The organism is Vibrio crassostreae 9ZC13 (genome assembly GCF_000272045.2).
Lineage (GTDB): Bacteria > Pseudomonadota > Gammaproteobacteria > Enterobacterales > Vibrionaceae > Vibrio > Vibrio crassostreae_C.
On sequence record NZ_AJYZ02000019.1, the window covers coordinates 1073966 to 1095751 of the forward strand.

The 21786-nt window shown below is 42.5% G+C and carries 20 protein-coding genes and 1 pseudogene; 14 read left to right on the forward strand and 7 right to left on the reverse strand.

From position 1 onward, the window contains the following. Positions 1–8: 8 nt before the first annotated feature. On the reverse strand, positions 9–1364 hold the full coding sequence (locus A136_RS05925; RefSeq protein WP_017064866.1) for a diguanylate cyclase: 1356 nt from the start codon (positions 1362–1364) through the stop codon (positions 9–11). Positions 1365–1647: 283 nt separating this feature from the next. Between A136_RS05925 and A136_RS05930 the strand changes: the two genes are divergently transcribed. Then, a complete protein-coding gene (locus A136_RS05930) occupies positions 1648–2790 on the forward strand; it encodes a DUF3541 domain-containing protein (RefSeq protein ID WP_017064867.1) in 1143 nt (380 codons plus the stop codon). Between the two features lie 144 nt (positions 2791–2934). On the opposite strand, the gene A136_RS05935 is transcribed toward A136_RS05930, so the two are convergent. The 3 genes from A136_RS05935 to A136_RS05945 all read right to left on the reverse strand — a co-directional run bounded on the left by A136_RS05935 (position 2935) and on the right by A136_RS05945 (position 5397). Further along, positions 2935–3552, reverse strand: a complete 618-nt coding sequence (locus A136_RS05935; RefSeq protein ID WP_017064868.1) for a class I SAM-dependent methyltransferase — start codon at positions 3550–3552, stop codon at positions 2935–2937. A 45-nt stretch (positions 3553–3597) separates the two neighbouring features. Beyond that, the gene (locus tag A136_RS05940) at positions 3598–3867 is read right to left on the reverse strand and encodes a hypothetical protein (protein ID WP_017064869.1); all 270 of its coding nucleotides are present in this window, start codon (positions 3865–3867) and stop codon (positions 3598–3600) included. Between the two features lie 321 nt (positions 3868–4188). Then, a complete protein-coding gene (locus A136_RS05945; RefSeq protein WP_017060598.1) occupies positions 4189–5397 on the reverse strand; it encodes a NupC/NupG family nucleoside CNT transporter in 1209 nt (402 codons plus the stop codon). A gap of 613 nt (positions 5398–6010) precedes the next feature. Between A136_RS05945 and A136_RS05950 the strand changes: the two genes are divergently transcribed. The 4 genes from A136_RS05950 to A136_RS05965 all read left to right on the forward strand — a co-directional run bounded on the left by A136_RS05950 (position 6011) and on the right by A136_RS05965 (position 8754). Beyond that, entirely contained in the window at positions 6011–6487 is a 477-nt protein-coding gene (locus tag A136_RS05950) for a hypothetical protein (RefSeq protein ID WP_029235263.1), read from the forward strand. Positions 6488–6771: 284 nt separating this feature from the next. Beyond that, a complete protein-coding gene (locus A136_RS05955) occupies positions 6772–7041 on the forward strand; it encodes a PTS sugar transporter subunit IIB (protein WP_017064872.1) in 270 nt (89 codons plus the stop codon). Between the two features lie 10 nt (positions 7042–7051). After that, the gene (locus tag A136_RS05960) at positions 7052–8308 is read left to right on the forward strand and encodes a PTS ascorbate transporter subunit IIC (RefSeq protein ID WP_017064873.1); all 1257 of its coding nucleotides are present in this window, start codon (positions 7052–7054) and stop codon (positions 8306–8308) included. Further along, the gene (locus A136_RS05965; protein WP_017064874.1) at positions 8305–8754 is read left to right on the forward strand and encodes a PTS sugar transporter subunit IIA; all 450 of its coding nucleotides are present in this window, start codon (positions 8305–8307) and stop codon (positions 8752–8754) included. Before A136_RS05960 ends, A136_RS05965 begins: the two co-directional genes overlap by 4 nt. A 134-nt stretch (positions 8755–8888) precedes the next feature. On the opposite strand, the gene A136_RS05970 is transcribed toward A136_RS05965, so the two are convergent. Then, positions 8889–10154 carry an HD-GYP domain-containing protein gene (locus A136_RS05970; protein ID WP_017064875.1) on the reverse strand — a complete coding sequence of 422 codons (1266 nt, stop codon included), beginning with the start codon at positions 10152–10154 and terminating at the stop codon, positions 8889–8891. 226 nt (positions 10155–10380) lie between these two features. Between A136_RS05970 and A136_RS05975 the strand changes: the two genes are divergently transcribed. After that, positions 10381–10917, forward strand: a complete 537-nt coding sequence (locus A136_RS05975) for a GNAT family N-acetyltransferase (RefSeq protein ID WP_017064876.1) — start codon at positions 10381–10383, stop codon at positions 10915–10917. A 123-nt stretch (positions 10918–11040) separates the two neighbouring features. Here the strand turns inward: A136_RS05975 and A136_RS05980 are convergent, their stop codons facing one another. Further along, the gene (locus A136_RS05980; protein WP_017064877.1) at positions 11041–12390 is read right to left on the reverse strand and encodes a sensor histidine kinase; all 1350 of its coding nucleotides are present in this window, start codon (positions 12388–12390) and stop codon (positions 11041–11043) included. Beyond that, entirely contained in the window at positions 12383–13072 is a 690-nt protein-coding gene (locus A136_RS05985; RefSeq protein WP_017060591.1) for a response regulator transcription factor, read from the reverse strand. The genes A136_RS05980 and A136_RS05985 overlap by 8 nt, the downstream gene beginning before the upstream one ends. A 182-nt stretch (positions 13073–13254) precedes the next feature. On the opposite strand from A136_RS05985, the pseudogene A136_RS05990 reads away from it, so the two are divergent. The 8 genes and pseudogenes from A136_RS05990 to A136_RS06025 form a co-directional block, all read left to right on the forward strand. Further along, positions 13255–14359: pseudogene (locus tag A136_RS05990) on the forward strand (putative bifunctional diguanylate cyclase/phosphodiesterase); the annotation flags it as partial. A 250-nt stretch (positions 14360–14609) separates the two neighbouring features. Then, positions 14610–15089, forward strand: a complete 480-nt coding sequence (locus tag A136_RS05995) for a type II secretion system protein (RefSeq protein WP_017060589.1) — start codon at positions 14610–14612, stop codon at positions 15087–15089. Positions 15090–15924: 835 nt separating this feature from the next. Continuing rightward, positions 15925–17670 (forward strand): EAL domain-containing protein, encoded by a 1746-nt coding sequence (locus A136_RS06000; protein WP_017064878.1) that lies wholly within the window; start codon positions 15925–15927, stop codon positions 17668–17670. Positions 17671–17893: 223 nt separating this feature from the next. After that, positions 17894–18265: a GntR family transcriptional regulator gene (locus A136_RS06005; RefSeq protein ID WP_017060587.1), complete on the forward strand. Its 372-nt coding sequence runs from the start codon at positions 17894–17896 to the stop codon at positions 18263–18265. After that, the gene (locus tag A136_RS06010; protein ID WP_017060586.1) at positions 18262–19116 is read left to right on the forward strand and encodes an ABC transporter ATP-binding protein; all 855 of its coding nucleotides are present in this window, start codon (positions 18262–18264) and stop codon (positions 19114–19116) included. Before A136_RS06005 ends, A136_RS06010 begins: the two co-directional genes overlap by 4 nt. Beyond that, positions 19116–19973: a hypothetical protein gene (locus A136_RS06015; RefSeq protein WP_017064879.1), complete on the forward strand. Its 858-nt coding sequence runs from the start codon at positions 19116–19118 to the stop codon at positions 19971–19973. Before A136_RS06010 ends, A136_RS06015 begins: the two co-directional genes overlap by 1 nt. Positions 19974–20908: 935 nt before the next feature. Then, positions 20909–21196 (forward strand): putative quinol monooxygenase, encoded by a 288-nt coding sequence (locus A136_RS06020; RefSeq protein WP_017060584.1) that lies wholly within the window; start codon positions 20909–20911, stop codon positions 21194–21196. Continuing rightward, positions 21196–21750, forward strand: a complete 555-nt coding sequence (locus A136_RS06025; protein WP_017064880.1) for a nucleotidyltransferase family protein — start codon at positions 21196–21198, stop codon at positions 21748–21750. The genes A136_RS06020 and A136_RS06025 overlap by 1 nt, the downstream gene beginning before the upstream one ends. The last annotated feature ends 36 nt before the right edge of the window (positions 21751–21786 follow it).

Below are 21786 nucleotides of genomic sequence, written 5' to 3' on the forward strand. Positions count from 1 at the left end.
AATTCAACCTAGATAACTTGTCGCTTCTGTTCGTACATTTTTTCATCAGCGGCTTTTAAGAGCGCATCGACATCATTGTAGTTGTTATTGTGAATAACCCAACCCACACTGATTCTGAGATAAATAGAGTGCGCGTCGTACACAACTGGTGCCGAGCATATCGCCTTTCGTAGTTTAGTCACGATCGACGATACGTGTTGATCATCGATAATGCGTGGCAACAAGACCAAGAACTCATCACCGCCTATCCTTGCGACGATATCTGAAACACGCAGCTCACTTCTTATGCGGTTAGCACACTCGATCAATACCTGATCGCCTGCCGCGTGACCATAAGTGTCGTTGATTGCTTTAAACCCATCGAGGTCGATATTTACAACAGCAAAGGTTCTCGCTCTCTGTTTTTGAGTGGTTTTGAAGGCCTGCTTGAGGCTATACATGAAGTATCGACGATTCGGCAACATCGTTAACTCATCATGCATAGAGCGGCTATCTGCAATGCGGTAAAGGCGATAAATAGTAAAGAAAACAAACGCCAGCACTAATATTATGGAGTAGCCCACCAGCCTTACCGCTTGGATGCGATACCAAGGCTCATCCATCAATACATGTTCGTTACCGGAGAGAGCAAGGTACCAACCCCCGTATGGAAAACTCACCTGTTCAGTGGCAAACGCATTATCGAACACATCCTGAGTACCATAAAAGACAGCGCCATCTTTCCCTGAACTGTTTGCACCACGAATTGCTAATTCATACTTGTTCTCTATCTTGCCGATTCCAACATCTTCAAACAGCTCATCTAAACCGATAACAGCACTGGAGACACCCCAATAATCTTGATTAAAAGGCGGTTCTCGGAAGATCGGAGTACGTGTAATAAGGGCTTGCCCACCTTGAAACAGCTCAAAAGGACCAGCAATAAAGGTGTTGCCAAAATTACGGGCTATCTCAACAGACTCCCATTGATTTGGGTGATCACGATAATTAATACCGAGAATCTGCTCATTACCTTCCATCGGGTAAACAAAATTTAGAATGTCGTCTTTGGCGAGTCCGATAAGTCGAATATGGAAGCCATCTTGAATGATATTCTCTGCAATCTTATCCCAATTTTTTACCTCTCCATCGGGGTTGATGGTCACTAAGGTCGAGAAATTATTGAGGATATACATATCTGACACGATCGCGGCTTCAATCCGAGAACGAATAATGGATAGTTGCTTTTTTGCCTCTGAATACGATTCGTTTTTAAGAAAAGTTAATTGCTTGGCATGAAAGAACTCAATTGCGCTTACTATCGCAAGAAAAAAAAGAAAAGCTACTACTCTGGCAGACCACTGCTTGCTAGAACCACTTGGCATTTACGAACCTCTAACACTATTGTTCTATATACTGCCTTATAACGGCTCATTTCTGGCTTATTGCTCCAGTATGCCGCTAAGTCATTAAAAATCCATACTAACGTCGACTATCTATCAAATATTGGGTGATCCATCACTTCAAACTTCTTTACTAAACGAATGGTTTAATCAAAAAGGGTTAGTGAACCTTATAAAGCTTACATTGTATTGACTCAACGCTTACATTAAAGGATTCATCAATGTTATTTTACATAGACTAATAATCAGCTTGGTACCTCACGACATGAAGTTAAAAACTATCACACTGTGTACATTGCTATCAGCCTCGGTTGCCGTTCACGCACAAGAAAACGTTCAAGCGCCAACCGCAGTGAACGTTCAATCCCAAGCAGATTCGCTCAATTCTCAAGAACAATCTTTCAAGCAATCTGCAGACCTAATTCGCACCACCTACGAAAGCCAGCTTTACACCCTGCCTGCATTCAAAGAAGGTCACTACGGGCTGCGCATGTATCGTCAAACATTAGACGATAAGTATTCAGCGGCGGTGTGGAGCGACATGGCTCGAGTGGCAAGCAAGCTCAGCACCCTGTCGAATGACGTTCAAACCATGGAACAAATCGTACTCTACTCAGAGAAGCGAGTTGCATCTTATATTGGTGATAACGATGAGCGCAGTATTCGACGCTACAACATCACCAAGCACATGCCTGAATACCTTTACCTTGGTGTTGACCTTCTAGGCTCTATGGCTCGTGCTAACGAATACGGTTTAGAACACAAGAACGATGCCAAGCTACGCGAAATCATTCGTCGCTATGACTTCTCACGATACGTGACCAATGAAGACATGGTGAAAGCGTGGGCGGCTCAACTCGCCAATCAAGTCTACTGGCTGCGCCAACTGGGTGAACAAGATGTCGTTGATGAGTTTGTCGAAACCTTCAAAAAAGCGTACCCAGACGATGAAGATAAGAAGCTTTCAAGTCAGCAATTTGGCAACAAACTCTACGGCATGACACACGTCATCTTTGGCGATTCCGAGTACTATCAGCATCAAGTGAGCGAGCAAGATCATCAATGGATCTACGATTACTTCAGAGAAAACATCGATACGATTCTGTTGCGTGCGAAAGAAGATGTGATTGCTGAGGTTGGATTGACCTTCTTACTGGCAGGTTTAGAAGATGACCCAGTTCTAGAGAAAACTCGACTCGCGATTCAAGCTTCTATCGATGAGAAACAAGGCATGATCCCTTCTATCACTGGTGATTTTGATCTTGAGTACGGTGAACACCGCAATGTGCTAGCAATCATGCTACTCGATTGGCAGCAAGTGAATGAAGCGCCGACCTATGAAGGCAACCCTAAGGTATTTACTAACATCCCTTACGGACTTATTAAAAACCAACCACCGAAGAACTAGCAGCATACCTAGCCTAGGTTGGTCATAGAACCCAAAAAGCCGCATACCTTTCAAGGCTGCGGCTTTTTGCTGTTTACTACGTCAGTACTCGTATCAAAAGTTGTTAATATCAAAACCTGCGTAAAGATAAAAACAAAGACGACATCAAGCTCCTGACACGGCTTTGTTCATCACTATCGTAAAATCCCCTTCTGCGTAGCCCTCCGTTAAAGAGACATCATCGCAGAGCGTTTTACAGAAACGATAGACACCTTGAGGGTGATAACTCATCAAGGTATTACGCGAAGGATACTGGCTTGAGTTGAGAAGATTAAAAATCACCGTCTGATTCGCCAGTTCATACATGCGAGTAATCATGTTTGTCAGATAATCAGAATCACGAGAGATGTAGTTCAGTGAACCACTAGCGATGACAATGTCGTGCGCCTCAAGGTTCATTTTGCTCATATCACCCGCCAAAAACTGACAACGATCTTCTGTGTAGTTTTGCTTCGCCTTCTTAAGAAAGCCTGCGTGTTGGTCAACGCCGGTATAAGATTGAATACGATAGATGCTGTCGAGCAGTTCAAACAGCTCGCCATAGCCGCAACCCAAATCTAAAACACTCTTCTTTTCGAAGTCCGCCGCACGAGCGATTACTTCAAAGCGACACAATTGACTCTCTTCGCTAGTCCAACCTAAAGCTTTAGCCTTGTCGCCATTCGAGCGGTTAGTTTGTTTCCGATGATAGCGATACACCTTCCAACGATCGAGCCAGTGCATTCAAATCAGCCCTACTTCAATGAACATCAGCACACCTTGATAAGATTAAGCTTTAGAACTTGAAGAAAAGAGCCCACCGATTTTATAACCGATCGCATAGCAAACCACGGCGACAGTAACAAACACCAATGCCGAGAAGAAATACGCTACAGACGCTGCGACACCAGCCCCCCACACCACGCTGAACACCAAACCGAGATAAGCCTCTTTTGGCCACTGGTAGATAGGAAACTGAGCGCCGCCAGCAATTAGGTAAACCATCGCAAACAAGCCAATGAAGGTAACAATAAGACCGATGAGAACGCGAATGTTCATGGAGAGACCCTTGATTAATTTAGCTTGGTTGCCATTGTTCCTAATCGAAAGCGGATATGCTTAGTCGGAACCGAATATTCTCAATCGAAATCGAATGTTCTTAATCGAAGCCGAATGTTATTAATCGCAACCTGATGATATTCAAGTATATCGGATAAAAGGAACTGGCTCTATTACTCTTCCGAGTGAGCTTTTACTCACGATAGACAAATCACAGTCGACGGCCAAAACCTGATTTCGCCTGATTAACAGGCACAAAAAAGCGGACACCCTCCTTACGTTAACTCCGTAAGTAAAGTGTCCGCTTTAACTGAATATAGCTTAAAGCAGGATGAAAATACCCGCTAAGCATGCACTCATTAGGTTTGCTAGCGTACCAGCAGCTACAGCTTTTAAACCTAAGTTTGCAACTTCAGCACGGCGCTCTGGTGCCATAACACCGATTGAACCTAACTGAATCGCGATAGAACCAATGTTAGCAAAGCCACATAGAGCAAAAGTCACGATCACTTGGCTGTGTTCAGATAACAGAGCTTTGTTCTCAACGAAGTCGATAAAAGCAACAAACTCGTTCATAACGATCTTCTGACCGATGTAAGAACCTGCCATCAATACTTCATCACTCGGGATACCGATCAGCCATGCAAGAGGCGAGAACAGGTAACCGAAGATAGCTTGCAGCGTAATGCCCGCAAAACCGAACGTTTCACCTAGGCTTTCTAGGCCAGTGTTGACCATCGCAATCACACTCACGAAGGCAACCAACATTGTACCAACCGCTACTGCAACCTTCATACCGTTCATCGCGCCGCTTGCCAATGCATCAATCACGTTGCTTTGGTCAGCTTTATCGAGCTCAATGTGGTCGTAGTCACTTGGTGTGCTGCGCTCAGGAACAATGATCTTCGCCATTAACAGGCTACCCGGAGCCGCCATAAAGCTTGCAGCGATAAGGTATTTAAGCTCAACACCAAGGCCAGCATAACCACCAAGTACACTACCCGCTACCGACGCCATACCACCTGCCATTACAGCAAACAGTTCCGAACGAGTCATAGACTTTAAAAAGGGACGAATAAGAAGAGGAGACTCACCCTGAGAAAGGAAGATATTACCTGTAGCAACCAGAGATTCAGCTTTACTTGTACCCAGCAGTTTTTGCACCGCTCCGCCCAAGATTTGAATCACTTTCTGCATAACGCCTAAATAATAGAGCGCAGAGATCAAAGCACTGAAGAAGATAATGATTGGAAGTACGCGAACCGCGAAAATGAAGCCTTCAGTAGCAAGGTCACCGAAAAGGAATGCGATACCAACGTCTGCAAAACCAAGCAGGCTAGAAACACCATTACTTAGGCTTGTTAACGCCAGTTGTCCCCAAGGGAAATACAATACTAAGGCTGCAAAACCGATTTGAAGTAATAGTGCACGAGAGACCGTTTTCCAGTTAATTGAAGAACGACTTTCAGATAACAGGTACGCGCAAGCAATCAGTGCAAGAACACCGACAAAACCAAATAGAATATTCATAATGTGTCCTAGTAATCCTTAAAGAGTGAACATGAGCCAAGCAAATGACATCAAAGGAACAGGACAAAAAACCGCAAGCAAAACGCTACGCGATGAAGGAGCTAACAGGGTTAGCGAATGTAACAACGAGTTGTTCATGTAAAAAATCACCTTATACAAGCAGTGGAACGTAGCTGGTCCGGTCCGTGGGGTCATTCACATATCCATGTGACGGCTTGTATTGGCTAAGCACCGGCTTAAAACCGGAAGAGAAGTATAAACAGTTAAGTGAGACTTTCATCACATTTTTTAACGCAAACGATCGCGCGATCAAGGATTAAGCAAAATGTATTGTTTGTCGTCGTTTTCGAGCTTCAAAACTGTAAACAATCTGTAGGGAGTTGAATTTGTAATGTTAAGTCTTTAAGTGTGTGAGCGTAATCACTCGGTTAATTCTGTGTGATTCTTACTACTTTTCTGTGCTCTGCCTCATTTCCCGAGACTTCAAGATTCATCTTAAGTTTAGATGCGTATATACTTTGTATGACCTCACCAAATAATTATCTATAAAATACCAATAGAGCTGATTAGATATAACAGCCATCGAGACTAAGAGAGGAAACACGTGAAGAAAATGGAAGCTCCGCACGACATGAACAATGGAGCTAGATTCAAAACAAATAGACACGGCTATGTGACAGTAGTTGAATATTATAATACCTATACTGTTATTGTCGCGTTTGAAAATACTGGAAATATCCGCGCTATCAGTGCGGCGAAATTACGTACAGGTCAACTCACCGATCGTTCTGTCGCGCCTGAATCAATTATGATTGGTGAAAAGGTTGAATCGGTTAAACACGGGATACTAACCATTACTCAAGTTGAATCTGAAAATATTGTGGTACTGACCAATGCCAATAACGAAGAAATTAGAATGTTATTGCCTGCCGTACAGAAAATGAAAGATAAAACAGAAGAAGTCGACAGTGAAAATATTGCCTCCCCAAAACCAACCTCTCTTAGCGAACTGACTAAAAGAAATAAAAAGACCAAAGACGTTAATAGCATGCTTAAGAAAATGCTTACTGACTACGGTCGATACGATTAACTCTCTGTTTTCAACAATAAAGCCTCTATAGATTTATATTCTAATATAAAAACTAGTTAAGCCTGCCTTTCTCAATAAAATACGTTGCATATTCGAGTGAAAAGTTAAATTTGATCAAAGTCTCACTCTGGATCTTTACTACAAATTAACGAGATCTCCATCACAATCTCATTTTAGTTTTGTGATGGGGATCTTATTGAAATCTGAATACTTCCATTACTATGCTCTCACACAATAAGAGAACGAAGTTTCTCAACCCCTAAAATCCAATTGAGACAAATATTATGAAAAAGATTCTTGTAGTTTGCGGTAACGGCCTTGGTACTTCTCTAATGATGGAAATGGCAGTAAAAGAAGTCGCTAAAAAAATCGGTTTCGAAGCAGAAGTTGATCACGAAGATCTATCATCTGCAGCATCAAGCAATGCGGATATTTGGGTTGCAGCAACAGACGTTGCAAACCAACTAAAAGACGCTGGTAAAGAGAATATCATCAGCCTTAAAAATATTTTTGACAAAGCATCTATTGAAGAACAACTAAAAACTTTCATGTAAGGTCAAAATTATGCAAAACTTTTTCGAGTTCATGCTCGGCTTATTAAAAGAGCCGGCGATCATGGTAGGTTTAATTGCTTTTATCGGCCTGGTTGCACAAAAAGCAGATGTTTCTACCATTCTAAAAGGCACAATTAAAACCGTAATGGGTTTCCTAATTTTAGGTTTTGGTGCTGGCGCTCTTGTTGGCGCACTAAATAACTTCTCTGTTGTATTTACTGAAGCATTCGGCGTAAGTGGTGTTATTCCAAATAACGAAGCAATTGTTGCATTAGCACAAGAAGCATTCGGTTATGAAATGGCTCTAATTATGTTCTTCGCATTCGTTGTGAATATTTTATTGGCTCGTTTAACACCTTTAAAATATATTTTCTTAACGGGTCACCACACAATGTTCATGTCTATGCTGGTAGCGGTAATCCTGTCTACAGCTAACATCGAAGGCACTGCTCTCGTTGCAATCGGCTCGATCATTGTGGGTTCACTGATGGTTATCATGCCTGCACTTGCTCAAAAATACACAGAGAAAGTGATGGGTACTGATCAGTTGGCGATGGGTCACTTCTCAACGTTCTCATACTTAGTATCGGGTTACATTGGTAGCAAGTTTGGTGACACTTCAAAATCAACAGAAGACATCAACGTACCTAAAAGCCTAATGTTCCTGCGTGATACGCCAGTTGCTGTAGCAACAACAATGGCTATCTTCTTTATGTTTGCCTCAATTGTTGCTGGCGGTGACTTTGTTGAAACAGTATCAGGCGGTCAAAACTGGGTAGTATTCACCTTCATGCAATCTCTTGTGTTTGCCGGTGGTGTTTACATCGTACTGCAAGGTGTGAAGATGCTGATTGCTGAAATCGTTCCTGCATTCAAAGGTATCTCTGACAAGCTAGTACCGGGCGCAAAACCTGCTCTAGACTGCCCTATGGTATTCCCTGTAGCACCAAACGCGGTACTTATCGGTTTCCTTTGTTCTTTCGCTGCTGGCCTACTAGCAATGGCAGTTCAAGGCGCGCTTGGCTGGACAATCATTGTAGCTGGCGTCGTTCCACACTTCTTCGTAGGTGGTGCAGCAGGCGTTTACGGTAATGCGACAGGCGGTCTACGCGGTGCAATTCTCGGTTCATTCACGCAAGGTCTGTGTATCTCTTTCCTACCAATGCTACTGCTTCCAGTACTGGGTGGCCTTGGTCTTGAAGCGACAACGTTTGCTGACTTCGACTTCGGCGTTGTTGGTCTTATCCTAGGGTGGATTGTTTCATGAGCTTATTCGATTTAATTGGTAACCAAGGCGTTATCATCAACTCTGAAGAGAACCTAACGGTTGATGCTGCGATAGATGTGACCTGTTCAACACTGCTAGCGAGCAACAAAATCGAAGCAAACTATGTTGAAGCTATCAAGCAAAAACACAAGGATATTGGCGCGTACTATGTTCTAGCACCAAAGATTGCGATGCCTCATGCTCGCCCTGAAGATGGTGTGAACGAAGCATCACTGCAAGTAACGGTATTCAAGAAGGGTGTTGATTTAGAGTCAGAAGACAACGGTGACGTTTACCTTTCGATTACTCTGGCAGCGATGGACTCAGATAGCCACATCCATACGATTATGGCGCTATCAGAGTTGTTCCAAAATGATAATGACATTGATGCCATCATCGCAGCGGAAACTGAGCAAGCGATCATCGAGATCTTAAAGCGATACTAATCTCGATCTAAAAATCCTGATAAGCCCCCATTAAAAAAAGCTATAGCCTCGGCTATCGCTTTTCTGTTTCTGGTGTTTAGTCATTTCGACCGAGTATGAGTTTAGGCGTCACACCTCGAAAGCATTCAGTGGCGTTAAAACGCGTACATTCGTTTGTCTGTCGATAATTCAAAGCAATATTGCGCGTGTTTATTAAGGCACTCAAACACTTCTCGATCCAACTTAAAGTTATCAACGTGGTCCCTCAAAATAGCGAGAGTCTCTTCTAACGTCATGCCTCCACGATAAGGTCGAGACTGAGTTAGCGCTTGAAACACATCCACCACAGCAACAATTCGACTGGGTTGATCCAACTCTTCCGCCGTTTTTTCCATTGGGTAACCCGAACCATCTAACCTTTCATGGTGATTAGATGCCCACTGACAAACCTGAGGTGAACTGAACAACTCCTGCAATGCGAATCGAGTGTCCGTTGCATGGCGTTTAATACAGCAATACTCTTCTTCAGTGAGTAAATCCGGCTTATGCAGAATGTCATTAGGGGTTTGCAGTTTACCGATATCATGGACTAACCCAGCCAGATAGAGTTTGCGCTGAGTGGTGTAGGAATAACCCAGCTGTTTGGCGAGGTATTCTGAAAGCTGCCCAACCCTTAAAGAGTGCTTAAAGGTAAACGAACTTTTGGTATCAACAACATTGGCGATAAACTCGGCAAAGGCCACCGTCTCATCCAGCGACATTTGCTGGGAGAAAAATGGCACAGGTTCAAAGTTATCCCTCATGTTCTCGATGTATGGAATCTCCATAGAAAACCAGAAGTCATCCAAATCAACCAACTCGCACATGTGTTGCACAAGGTTGGTTTCGAACATCTCATCCGCTTGTTCAGTCAAACGTTCAATGATGCTCGCTTTGCCATCTGGTGTTAGGTTTCCATAACGATCAGAAGAGGTTATGCCGTATAGATAATCGACTCTATCGGCAAGCATCACGATGGCAGCTAGTTCTCTTTCTAACTCGCTGATATGAATAGCCCTTAGCTCAGACCACGGAGTATGGTGATAAAGAACCGGCTTAGCGAATATAGAAAGAACTGGGCACTCTTTTAATATTTGGTAGCCCTTTTGACAATGGTGATAGCTTGAGTCAGGTACAAACCCAGACGTTAAACTGAGCTGTTCATCAATTTGCGAGACACCACAGTCGTGAATCAAGCCTAACGAAAACGCGAGCTGCGCTTGCTCTTCTTCCCACCCCACACTCAGAGCACATCGATACGCGATATAGCCCACTCTCTGTCCATGATTTTTACTTTCGAAACCGACGTTATCAAGCGCCTTAGCAATACCGAATAGAGCCTTCCTTAAGTCCACGGTCACGTCCTGGCAATGTTGATTCATTATTTAAGCCTAGCATTTTTATATTTTTTATATATTTAGGCCGCTAATACTAATGCATAGCTAATGATTATATACACAACTATTGTAAGGTTTAATGAGTTTCGTGATAGAACCAACGTATCACGAAAAATCCGTGCTACAAATGGTTGCATATTAAAAATCATACGACATTATAGCCTGCCGACTAAGATTCGCTTAAATAAGCAGCCATAAGAAAAGGAAAGACATGTTTAAAACGGTTATCGACAACGAACTCTCCATCGCATTGGTTGAAGAGAGCTTCGCTTCTCACTACGCGGAAATCTCACAAAGCCAGAATGAGTACCTAAGTCAATGGCTCGTGTGGCCGCCACATTGTAAAACCGAGCAAGACTTTAGGATCTTCATCCAACGCTCGCTACACGATTATGCCGAAGGTAAAAGCATGACTTGTGCAATCGTGTATCAAGACAAGGTCGTCGGTAACTGCAGTTTCAATACTATTGATCATGATAAGCAAAAGGTGACGATAGGTTATTGGTTATCTGAGACATACCAAGGAAAGGGGATTGTGACGCGCGTTGTCCAGAAGCTGATTGATATTGCTTTCAATGAGTTAGATATGGAAAAGGTAGAGATATCAGCCGCAACCGGTAACCAAAGCAGCCGTAAGGTTTGTGAGCGCTTACATTTCACGTTAGAAGGTATCATCACGCGTAACGAAAACTTGAATGGTCGCATCATTGACCACGCTATTTATGGCCTTCATCGCTCTAAGCTCTAAGCTCTAAGCTCTAAGCAGTAGTACTAAGAAGTCACTAGCTTGTAAATCGGAATATGAAAAAGCCACGGTATTAGTCCGTGGCTTTGTTATTTGACGAGCCTGAAGAGTTCTTAAAGCTACAGTTTATGCGATCTTAGGAATCACGATACTGAACTTGGCACCACCATGGTTGCTGTCGTCGATTTTGATATCCCAAGAAAGTTTTTTAGCCGCCGATAGAGCAATCGCGAGGCCCAACCCCAATCCACCGTTGGTCGACGTTCTGCTTGAGTCTAGTCGAGAGAACGGAAGGAATACCTCATCACGCCTATTCTCTGGTATTCCAGAACCATTGTCTTCAATCACCACCAGCCAGTTTTCTGAGTTCTCATCCAGCGTCATCCACACTTTGTCTTGTGTGTAATTACCCGCATTCTTGAGAACGTTATCGAACACCAAGCGTGCCATTGAGCAATCACACTTAATCTTGCACTCTAGCTGTACCTTAGATTCAAAGGTGGCATTGTCTAGTTTCGAGTAACGAATTCGGTCTAGGCAATACTCACGAAGATCGGAGGTCACTTTAACGAGCTCAAAGAAAGAGTTATCCATGACATTCAACTTCGACAGCATGATGATTTCTGACGTGAGCTCGTTGATATCCTCAATGTAGGTATCAATGTCATCGAAAAGAACCTGATGATTATCGGGGGCTCCCCTTCTTAGGATATCGGTCGCCAGTTGAATACGACTTAGCGGAGTTCGTACTTCGTGTGGGATAGCTTGAGCGAAAATATGACTTTGTTTTACTTTGCTTTCGATCTCTTCAGCCATGAAGTTAAAACTGCTAGCCAAATCAGAAACAGGATGGATGTCGTCCATGTCAGATCGAGTACTAAGCTTGCCCTTACCAAACTGTTTCTGCTTCTCGACGAGCAACTCTATTCTTTCTTGAAAACGCCTCACAGGTAAGTAAACACTTGCTCCAATCGCCACAATCACAGCCAACAACAGCCCTAACAAAAAGTGTCGTTCTGAGTCTTCGTACCATTCAATGTCAGGAGAGAAAAAGTCCCCTACCTCACTGAACCCAAAACTGAATTTAGAGTTTGGTAGCTGAAACACGGTCGAATAGAGGTTGTCATCACTTAGATATATCGGCACACCGTTTAAGGTTGTGTATAACTCACATTGTTGGCAAGGCGCCTCGCCCGACCAATTCTCCAACAGGCGTAAATTGAAGATATAAAATTGTTGGTAGCCTGTTCTATCGAGCTCTTTATAGAGTGAGTTTTCTTGATTGTGTTGACGAACATACTGCTCCGCAAAGTAGATGCCATCATTGAGGAAGGTTTCGATCTCGGTGCGTCGCATGTACCCCTCACCAAGGTTCAAGAACAAAAATATCGTTGCCGACATCCCAGTCACAATCCCAAGGTATAAGCGAGCAAACATCGAAACCGAGCGAAGCTTCGTAGCAATGAACTTACGCAACCAGCATGTACCCCTTGTTGCGAACCGTACGAATCAACTGTTTGTCTTTTGCGTGAATGCGCAGCTTTCGGCGTAACCCAGACACGCGCATATCAATCGAGCGGTCGTTGAACGCGTAATCTATCCCTCTAAATAACTGACAGCACTGGTCTCGAGTCACGACCTGACAGATGTTATTAACGAGAAGGTTTAAGATTTCAAATTCAGCAGAAGTAAGCTTGAGGTTTTGGCCGTAGAGCGTGGCACTTTGAGCAGAGCTGTTGATTACAATATCGCACTGTTTTTCAGCCGTAGTTTCTTGCGCAGTTTTTACGGGAGTCGCTCGACGCAATAACGCTTCAATTCGCGCTAACAAGGCATGGCCACGAATCGGTTTGGCAACGTAATCGTCCGCACCAAATTTAAACAAGCTGACCTCGCTCATTTCATCGGCGGAAGCCGTTAGCACTAAAATCATTCCATTGTAAAACTCACGGGCTTGACGGCAAATTTGCGCGCCGCTCATCCCTGGAAGCATCAAGTCCAACAGCACTAAATCAGGTTCAATACTACGGATCGCTTCAAGTGCCAAGTTCCCTTCATGAACAACGCTAACATTGTAACCTTCAGCTTCGAGGTAAAGCGTCGTTAGACGAGCTATCTCTTGGTCATCTTCAACAATGAGCACTTTGGTTTTCGACATTCCTATCACCAGTATTTATTAAAAGCGAAGGCAGTATATATACTGGTCATAGATCATCAATATTGGAATCAGAGCCCTACATTTACCGTACGCAAAACATAGTAATCACTTTTGTACATACACGTTTACAGAATAGAGAACCAACAACCGGTGCGCCTTGGTTTATCAAGGTTTCCTCCTTCAGAGCACACCATTTTGATGTGCAAGGAAAGTGGCTCTTTGATAAAAGCGAACTACTGTTAAACCTAACCTGTACAACTAAGCAAAAAGAGAAGCTGATAAAAGCTAGATACAACGCAGAACACGACTGTTTAACGGAGCTTTATAATCGCCGTGGCATCACCAACCTTCTAGAAACCAGCATTGCCTATCGCTCACCGTTTGAATTGATGTTTGTCGATCTTGATGGCTTCAAATTAGTAAATGACACTTATGGGCACACTGTCGGAGACCAACTACTAAAACAGGTTGGTGAGCGTCTAAAACAGCTGGTAGATGAGAAGTGTATGATTGGGCGATTTGGTGGCGACGAATTCATTGTGATTGCCCACACCTGCCGAAATCAAAATATCCCACTACCAACCGATCATGAACACCAACAGCGACAAGGTGAAAGGGTTTGAAGCCTTTCTTCGATGGTCAGACAAAGAGCTAGGTAACATAGGCCCTGATGAGTTTATTAGCTTAGCGGAGGAGACGGGGCAGATTGTACCGCTCGGGAAATGGGTTCTGAACTCTGCACTCAAACAGCTATCGATATGGCAACGTGAGTTTGATAGTGAGTTGATGATGAGTATCAATATTTCGAGTATTCAGATGCACGCGACCTTTGCCGAGCAGCTATTAGCAATGTTGAACTTCTACAATATCCAACCTCAAAGCATCGCCCTTGAGATCACCGAATCTTCCATGATCTTCAAGCATGGTGAAGTCAGGCAAGCGTTAAGCGATATTTCTAAATTGGGCGTAGAGCTTCACCTTGATGACTTTGGCACAGGCTACTCGTCACTGTCGATGTTGCATGACTTACCGATTAGCACCGTGAAACTCGATAAAAGCTTCGTCCACGGTTCACACAAAGGGAGCAAAGCGATTGTCCAAGCCACCCATGCTATCTGTGAAAAATTGGGGCTAAAAGTGGTTGCTGAAGGTGTCGAAACCGAAACGCAAAAAGCGTTCTTAATCGATTGTGGATACCAGTATCTTCAGGGATTTTTATTTAGTAAACCAATTCCCTCAAATGAAGTCGAAAGTCAGTTTTTGAATGGTCGACAATCCTACAATTAAAGACTTATTTATCAATAAATTAAGTCGTTTGAATACTTCCTAAACAATCGGCTGCTGTGGGTGTGTACGCTTACGTATGCTTACATAGCGTTTAACAGTAAGAGGAAATAATTAAGCTATTGTTTATAAAGAAAATTACTTAGAAATTCACACAATAAAACACCAAACCATTATACCCACTAATTGTAATGACTTTGGTATTTAGATTACCCTCATTCCGTCCCTTTAGCAGAGTAAATAATCGGTAACCATGAACAGACAAAACGGCTTCACTCTTTTAGAACTCATCATCTCTGTATTAATTTTAGCGATCGTTTCGGCGACAGCTATGGTCAAGTTCTTAGACGTTCAAGGAAGTGCTCGGGCGAGTAAAATACATGATGTGGCTGGTAACCTTCGCACGGGTATCGATATGATCTACGCGAAGTCAGCGATTGCTGGCGTTGAGGATGAGTGCAACTATGTTGAAAAGACGGAGATTGAGACCTACTACGTTTGTCATGGTTACCCAATCGCCTATGTTGACTCACTAAGAAGACTGCTCAATATCGACGCAACAGAGCTTCATGTCATCAACAAAGAAGTAGACTCTGGCAGCAATGCAGAAAGAGTAGCCGCCATCTCTTTCGACACCGAAAACTACACCTATTCGCCAGAAGGAGACTTTTGTCAGGTGCTTTATCAGCCAGAAAAAGAACCACAGATCGTGGTGCTTGATGGTGCATGTTAAATACTCAACGATTGCACGCTTCCATAGTTAACACAAAGCCACCGCAACAGATCTTTGAATATCATGTGGTTACGCTAACATTTGCTCAAAAATAACACTAATTGATCTAACTTGCTGCTGCTTATACTTTTAGGCAGTGCTCATGGTATAACACCAACCTCACTCATATCTTATTTTCATCACTAGCCGACTAATATTTACATAGACACATATTTGATACATATGTCAATAATAATTCAATTAAAATTCTTTAATCAACACATCATGATAAAAATCATCCTTTCCCTATTTTAAATATCCCACCTTAAAGTTTAATTATTTAAATTTCGTAACAGAATAAATTAAAGTCAATCATTCAACAAATATAATTAATTCTATCATTGATTACTTTAATTAAATCACCAAAACAATACGCCACATAAATTATATTAATATCACATAAAATGACATAATTTAATTTTATCATGAAAAATTATGATAAATCTCACACATCGATAAACCGAATGAATACCATCAGAAGCTACATTAGAAACCTCTAAATCCAGTCGCTAAACCTACCGCGTAGAAGCTGTGAAATGGATAAATACCAAAACAAATGGATAAATCCCCCTTACCCCTTGTAAATCATTGGCTTTCATTTATAAATTCAACATTTGGGTGAACATCTCCATAACCTTTCATTAAAGCCCAAATTCTGCGATTAGTATCAACATCTTGAGATAAAATGGTGACATTTTGGTTATATTATTTAGATCGAACTCTTGTGTTGAATGAAAATCCCAGCCATCACATATCCATCACACAAATATAATAACTATCGCTTAGGAGTTAAGCTATGCACTGTTCTTTCAATATAAATAACAATAATGAGAGCTTGCAACTAATCTACAATGAAGAAAAAATATACATAAAAAGAGACAGTAATAAGATATCAGAGGAAACTCTTAATAGTAAAGAGAGTTTTGTTTTCAAATACCTTATTGAACACTCGTCAATATCAAACCCTCAATCTGCACGAGATGTTGAAGAATCTTTTAAATTACACTTTGACGAAGAGTTTAGCTTATACGCGTTAAAAAATATTATTGCTTCTATAAGAAAGAAATATCGAAGCTTATGTAAGAAAGCGAAGGTAGATAATAATAGCGAACTTATCTCTAACCTTTATAAGGTAGGTTACTTTATCGATCTCGATAAAAGCTCAACCAACCGTATCGCACCTAAGTACGACATCAACCAGTTCAAGCCCAGCCAGTTCGAGATGTTGAAACTGATGTTCAACACCTATCATCGAGAGCTGATTAAGGCTCTGATAGCCGTGTTCACCATCTCTTCCTTTTTCCTATTCGTTGTCTACTTTTCCCAAATCCTTTATACGACGAAGATTGCGAATGAATACAGTGAGAACACCAAACACATTGCCACAGAAGTCATGGACTACGGTTGCGATAGCCACGGGGCTGTGCACTCGCTAAGGCACTCGCTCAACCTTGATTCTGTCGTCATGACCACACCTTATGACTCCTGCTATATCTCTAAAACACGTTCTAAGATGATAGAGCTCAATCAATTAGACGACTTCTACGATAGTGCTGACTTTGCCTATTCACGCTTCATGGATACCGAGCACGACATTGAGATGGTTGCTCGAATATCTAAACGATCTATCGAAGCTCGATACAAGAACTCACTATTGCCTCTATTAGTCGATTCGATTTCCATCCAGAAGAATGGTTACCACATCTTAAACCTTGGCGAAGAGAGTAAATCTATCTATCAAACCTCCCTACCAACGGGTGCAACCATCACCTTCTACAGTGACGACATTGTTGCACTATGGATTGCGCTTTCTCTGATACTCGCCACCCTGCTTTATCGCTCCTATATTCTGGGTTTCGTGATCTACCTGTTTCGTTGGAAACACATCTCCTTTGAAGAAGAGCCGATCATCAACACCGAAGACAACTGCGTTCTCTACTACGAGTTGTTATCTCGTGTGCGTAACGTTGGCGTTTTAAGCTTCATCAACACCATGAGACGCACCAATTTACTCACCTTTCATACTATTTTACTCATCGAGACAGTCAGAAAAGCGAAGTTAAACAACAGCCATGAGATCTATGGTGTCAACGTGTGTCCGAGTGCTTTGGTAGGGTCGAACTTCGCAAGGCTCAGAGAGCATTTAGCCGCGATGGAAGCGAATGAGTTTGTCGTAGAGATTACTGAATATTCGAACATTGGCTATGGGTGTGAGGTTATCGATAACATTAAGGATATCAAAAAGCTTGGTATCACTATCGCTCTGGATGACTTTGGTACGGGCAATAACAACATCGAAATCATCAATGTTATCTCTCCGGCCTATCTAAAACTGGATCGTTGCTTTGTTAAGGATATCGAGTCAGGAGAGCATCATCAGGGTGTATTGCTCAATATCTCGGAGATTGGACGCCTATCAAATATCACAATGATTTATGAAGGTGTCGAGACGCGTAGGCAGCAATATATCTTGTGTCAGTTAGGCTACAACTTACATCAAGGTTACCTGTATAGCCGGCCTAATGACTCAAAGGAGCAATAGGCCCAGCCTAATAGAAATCTTGATCAGCAACCATTCCCTATTCAAATAATCATCGCTTATACAGCTGCTTGAGAGCCCACAAGGATGTAGGCTTCAAGTGCCCTCCCCACCAAACGTGCTTTATCTAAACATAAAAATACCCGATGCACTTTCATAAAATCCTTGCCAACTCGAATAAATAGGTTAGTGTTATACACATGTATATCACCATGCAGTTTTAATTATGACCGAATGGAAAGACGACCAGCCGATCTTTAGGCAGCTTGCCGCCAAGATCAGTGACCAAATTCTTCAGGGTGTTTGGCTAGAGCTACAAGCATTGCCCTCTGTGCGTGCGGTTGCCGCCGATCTCAAGATCAACCACCTTACTGTCATGAAAAGCTACCAGTTACTGGTGGATGAAGGCTTGGTAGAGAAAAAACGCGGCCAAGGCATGTATGTGGCCGAAGGGGCACTTCAAAAATTGAAAGAGTCCGCACACCAATCATTCATCAACACACAGATCCCAGCCATCGCTGAGACGCTAAGCATCATTGATATGAGTGTCGAAGAACTCGTGAAACAGCTAGCACAACATATAAAGGACAAGTCATGAGTACGTTACTTTCCGTGAAAAACGTAACCAAAACCTATTCAAATCAAGTGGGTGTCGAGAACATCAGCTTTGAGTTAAAACCGGGGCAAGTGCTTGGACTGCTGGGCCATAATGGCGCAGGGAAATCGACACTGATCAAATCACTGCTTGGTGGACACAGCTATCAAGGTGAGATAGAGGTTAATGGCTACCACCCTATCCACCAGCATGCAGAACTCATGCTGCACTTGTCGTACATTTCAGATGTTAACGTGTTACCCGAGTGGATGACCGTTAAGCAACTGCTTAGATACACCCAAGGTGTACACCCTAGCTTCAACAAGCAAAAAGCAGAACAGACGCTAAGCAGCACCAACATCAAGCTCTCTTCGACTATCAAGCAGCTTTCTAAGGGAATGAAGGTACAACTTCACCTTGCGATCATCATCGCGACTGACACCCAAGTGTTGATCTTAGATGAGCCTACACTTGGCCTAGATTTACTGTACCGCGATACTTTTTATCGCCATCTACTTGAGTGGTTCCACGACGGCGAACGCGCCATGATCATTGCAAGCCATGAGGTTTCAGAGATTGAACATTTATTAACGGATGTTCTGATTTTAAAACAAGGCCATTGTGTGCTGCAAAAGAGCATGGAAGACATCGAAAATGACTATTTCATTATCGAAGTCGCAAATAACCATTCAAGCGAGATACAGAAACTCAACCCACTGACCTCGCAATCAGGCCTGGGCACCACTAAGTGGTTATTGGAAGGTCAATACAAAGCGCAGGTTGAATCACTGGGTAACATCTATAACGTTGGTCTCGCAGATCTATTCCTTGCAACACAGACGGAGAAGGCATAATGCATCCAAGTTTTTACATGCTAGAAAAAGAACTCATCGAGCACAAAATTAACACTCGATTGCCTCTGTTTGTCGCGTTATGTGGTTTCTTACTGTTCGTTAGTCTGTTCTTCAATGGCGCAGCGCAGCATGAGTTTTTCTTCGAAATGCAAGTGAACGGTGACGTGAGCGACATCCACAGAGAGTTCGCACAAGACCTCAACTCAGTGATCTACTTTGGCGCGGGCCTTATTTCACTGATCCTATCAACGCTTTACATCCCTAAAACGCTGCGTAAAGAGCGCCAAGAAGGCAGTTCGATGTTTTGGAGAAGTATGCCGGTATCTAACGTAATGACTCACGGTGTGAAACTCGGCTTCGGTTTAGTGGTGATTCCGGCTATCTGTGCATTGTTAGTACTGTTCGCAGATTTTCTATTCTGGATATTGAACGTCTCAAGTGAACAACAACTGGCGCTATTGGTTGAACAACAATCTCTGTTTTATGTGCTGAGCAACTGGGTCGTGTTTTTTGGACGAATGATGTTAGTTGCACTGGTTTTATTGCCACTGGCAACCGTCACTCTAGCGATTTCGCAGCTGGTAAACTCTCCATTGCTTGTCATTTTCATCTCAAGCTATGCGATTAAGTTCCTCTCTGTCGCAGTGTTTGGGTTCTATGGCATCAATGACTTCCTATCTCTCATCGCGTCATTACCAATGAATGTACTCATAGCAAGCAACCCATTAAGTGCGATTGCAGAAGCGCCGATTTTATCTTTAGGTATTTACGCACTGATCGGTGTTGGTGGCTATCTACTGAGCCTAAAGCTAAATAGAACGGACGATGTGAGCTTAAAGACGCTGTTCCAACGTTAGAGTCTATCCTAAGCACGAGCCTTTATCGAGCAGTCACATCAGATATCAAAATCTAAATCAAAGCTTCTGAGAAATCGGGAGCTTTTTTATTATCAAGACGTTAACGAGTACAGGGATGCGATAACAAGGAACAAGGAACAAGCTTTAGTTTGGGGTAACAGGTTTAACAAACGAAGATAAACTTAGAGGAGGTATTAATGAGCTGACATTGAATTGCATTGTTGTTAATGCCTGCCAGCTCTTTGGGGATGATTTCGTTAGTCGCCGACCAGATGAAGGTCCTTGAGAGTGCTAATGAAATCAGTTTGTTGCGTTTTACATTTGATTAAGCTTTTCAGCTTTTAAAGCTCTACGATTAAAGCTTATTTCTTTGATGCTTCTTTTGACGTGTCTTTCCAGTATTGGATACGAACGCGATGAAGCTGTGCTCTTCTCATTTTTTTCATAAGGGATATTTCCTTTTCTTTAACTGCTCTTCATGAGCTATTTTTATTGCCAACTATTCGAATCTAACGGTGTTTGATGCCCAGATCAATGATACAAATCACAAAATATATAGAGTTTTGAGTACCATTTACATCAAAGTACGACCTAGATATCAACTATGGCTCAAATCAATCCTATGAGCCGCTGTTCAAAATTAAGGTTAGTTCTCTCAGATGACAAATTCATTTCAGTATCAATACAGTTCAATGATACTAATTTAATAGACCGGACCAACGCTGATTTAGTTCCAGTGTCTTATCATTTATTGATTACATCACCCTTAAAGTTACGGTGTAACTAAAAAATGCATTCAATGTGAACTAATAATCGCCACATTAGCCTATACGTTACAACATCAAAATGGGATTATGTTTGTAACGGATAGAGCTTTTGATAGAAAAAAGCCATAATGGACCAAATTAAATAGACGTAATTAAATGGACGTAATTATGAGTAAAGTAATTCTGCAAGGGCATATTCTAGTGCCAGACAACGACCTAGAAGCAGTGACACATGCCTTGGTTGTGCACAAAGAACTGACACTAGAAGAACCTGGTTGTATTGTGTTTCGAGTCAGTCAAAGCACGCTTCAACCTAATCGCTTTGAAGTGTATGAAGAATTCACTAGCCGAGAAGCATTCGAAATGCACCAACAGCGAGTAAAAGCCTCTGAATGGGGTGAAATCTCCCAGAACGTGACACGTCATTACCAAGTCACTGATGTTCCGACATCATAATGATACATCCGCTAGCCAAACGCATCGTCACGTTGATCAAACAAGATCCCTTACGAATGAAGGTTTTAGACTGTGTCGCTCAGTTGGATTTACCGCAGTGTTACGTCGTTGCGGGCTTTGTGAGAAACCTCGTTTGGGATCACCAGCATGGTTATGCCTCCCCGACTCCACTCAATGATATTGATGTGATCTACTTTGATCCCATTGATACCTCCTACGAATCGGACCTTAGATACGAGGCTCTGCTTAAACAGCGGTTACCCGAACTGAATTGGCAAGTTCGCAATCAAGCCTGCATGCACACCAGAAATGGGGATGAACCTTACCAAGGCTCATTGGATGCGATGAGTTACTGGCCAGAGAAAGAAACCGCCGTCGCCGTAAAGCAAAGCCTCAATGGAGACGTCGAGTGTATTTCATCTTTTGGTTTAGAGAGTTTGTTTGATTTGCAAATCACACCCAATTCAAAGCGTAACCGAGATATCTTTGATCAAAGAGTGCAATCCAAAGGTTGGCTAACCCAGTGGCCCAAGTTAACGATGAGTCACAGTTAACTAGCGGTAGAGTTCAAATGCTAAAACCATTGACTA

Excerpts from the sequence above, each read along its gene's own strand:
- A136_RS05925 (WP_017064866.1), bottom strand. The coding sequence starts at position 1,364 with ATGCCAAGTGGTTCTAGCAAGCAGTGGTCTGCCAGAGTAGTAGCTTTT.
- A136_RS05930 (WP_017064867.1), top strand. The coding sequence starts at position 1,648 with ATGAAGTTAAAAACTATCACACTGTGTACATTGCTATCAGCCTCGGTT.
- A136_RS05935 (WP_017064868.1), bottom strand. The coding sequence starts at position 3,552 with ATGCACTGGCTCGATCGTTGGAAGGTGTATCGCTATCATCGGAAACAA.
- A136_RS05940 (WP_017064869.1), bottom strand. The coding sequence starts at position 3,867 with ATGAACATTCGCGTTCTCATCGGTCTTATTGTTACCTTCATTGGCTTG.
- A136_RS05945 (WP_017060598.1), bottom strand. The coding sequence starts at position 5,397 with ATGAATATTCTATTTGGTTTTGTCGGTGTTCTTGCACTGATTGCTTGC.
- A136_RS05950 (WP_029235263.1), top strand. The coding sequence starts at position 6,011 with ATGGAAGCTCCGCACGACATGAACAATGGAGCTAGATTCAAAACAAAT.
- A136_RS05955 (WP_017064872.1), top strand. The coding sequence starts at position 6,772 with ATGAAAAAGATTCTTGTAGTTTGCGGTAACGGCCTTGGTACTTCTCTA.
- A136_RS05960 (WP_017064873.1), top strand. The coding sequence starts at position 7,052 with ATGCAAAACTTTTTCGAGTTCATGCTCGGCTTATTAAAAGAGCCGGCG.
- A136_RS05965 (WP_017064874.1), top strand. The coding sequence starts at position 8,305 with ATGAGCTTATTCGATTTAATTGGTAACCAAGGCGTTATCATCAACTCT.
- A136_RS05970 (WP_017064875.1), bottom strand. The coding sequence starts at position 10,154 with ATGAATCAACATTGCCAGGACGTGACCGTGGACTTAAGGAAGGCTCTA.
- A136_RS05975 (WP_017064876.1), top strand. The coding sequence starts at position 10,381 with ATGTTTAAAACGGTTATCGACAACGAACTCTCCATCGCATTGGTTGAA.
- A136_RS05985 (WP_017060591.1), bottom strand. The coding sequence starts at position 13,072 with ATGTCGAAAACCAAAGTGCTCATTGTTGAAGATGACCAAGAGATAGCT.
- A136_RS05995 (WP_017060589.1), top strand. The coding sequence starts at position 14,610 with ATGAACAGACAAAACGGCTTCACTCTTTTAGAACTCATCATCTCTGTA.
- A136_RS06000 (WP_017064878.1), top strand. The coding sequence starts at position 15,925 with ATGCACTGTTCTTTCAATATAAATAACAATAATGAGAGCTTGCAACTA.
- A136_RS06005 (WP_017060587.1), top strand. The coding sequence starts at position 17,894 with ATGACCGAATGGAAAGACGACCAGCCGATCTTTAGGCAGCTTGCCGCC.
- A136_RS06010 (WP_017060586.1), top strand. The coding sequence starts at position 18,262 with ATGAGTACGTTACTTTCCGTGAAAAACGTAACCAAAACCTATTCAAAT.
- A136_RS06015 (WP_017064879.1), top strand. The coding sequence starts at position 19,116 with ATGCATCCAAGTTTTTACATGCTAGAAAAAGAACTCATCGAGCACAAA.
- A136_RS06020 (WP_017060584.1), top strand. The coding sequence starts at position 20,909 with ATGAGTAAAGTAATTCTGCAAGGGCATATTCTAGTGCCAGACAACGAC.
- A136_RS06025 (WP_017064880.1), top strand. The coding sequence starts at position 21,196 with ATGATACATCCGCTAGCCAAACGCATCGTCACGTTGATCAAACAAGAT.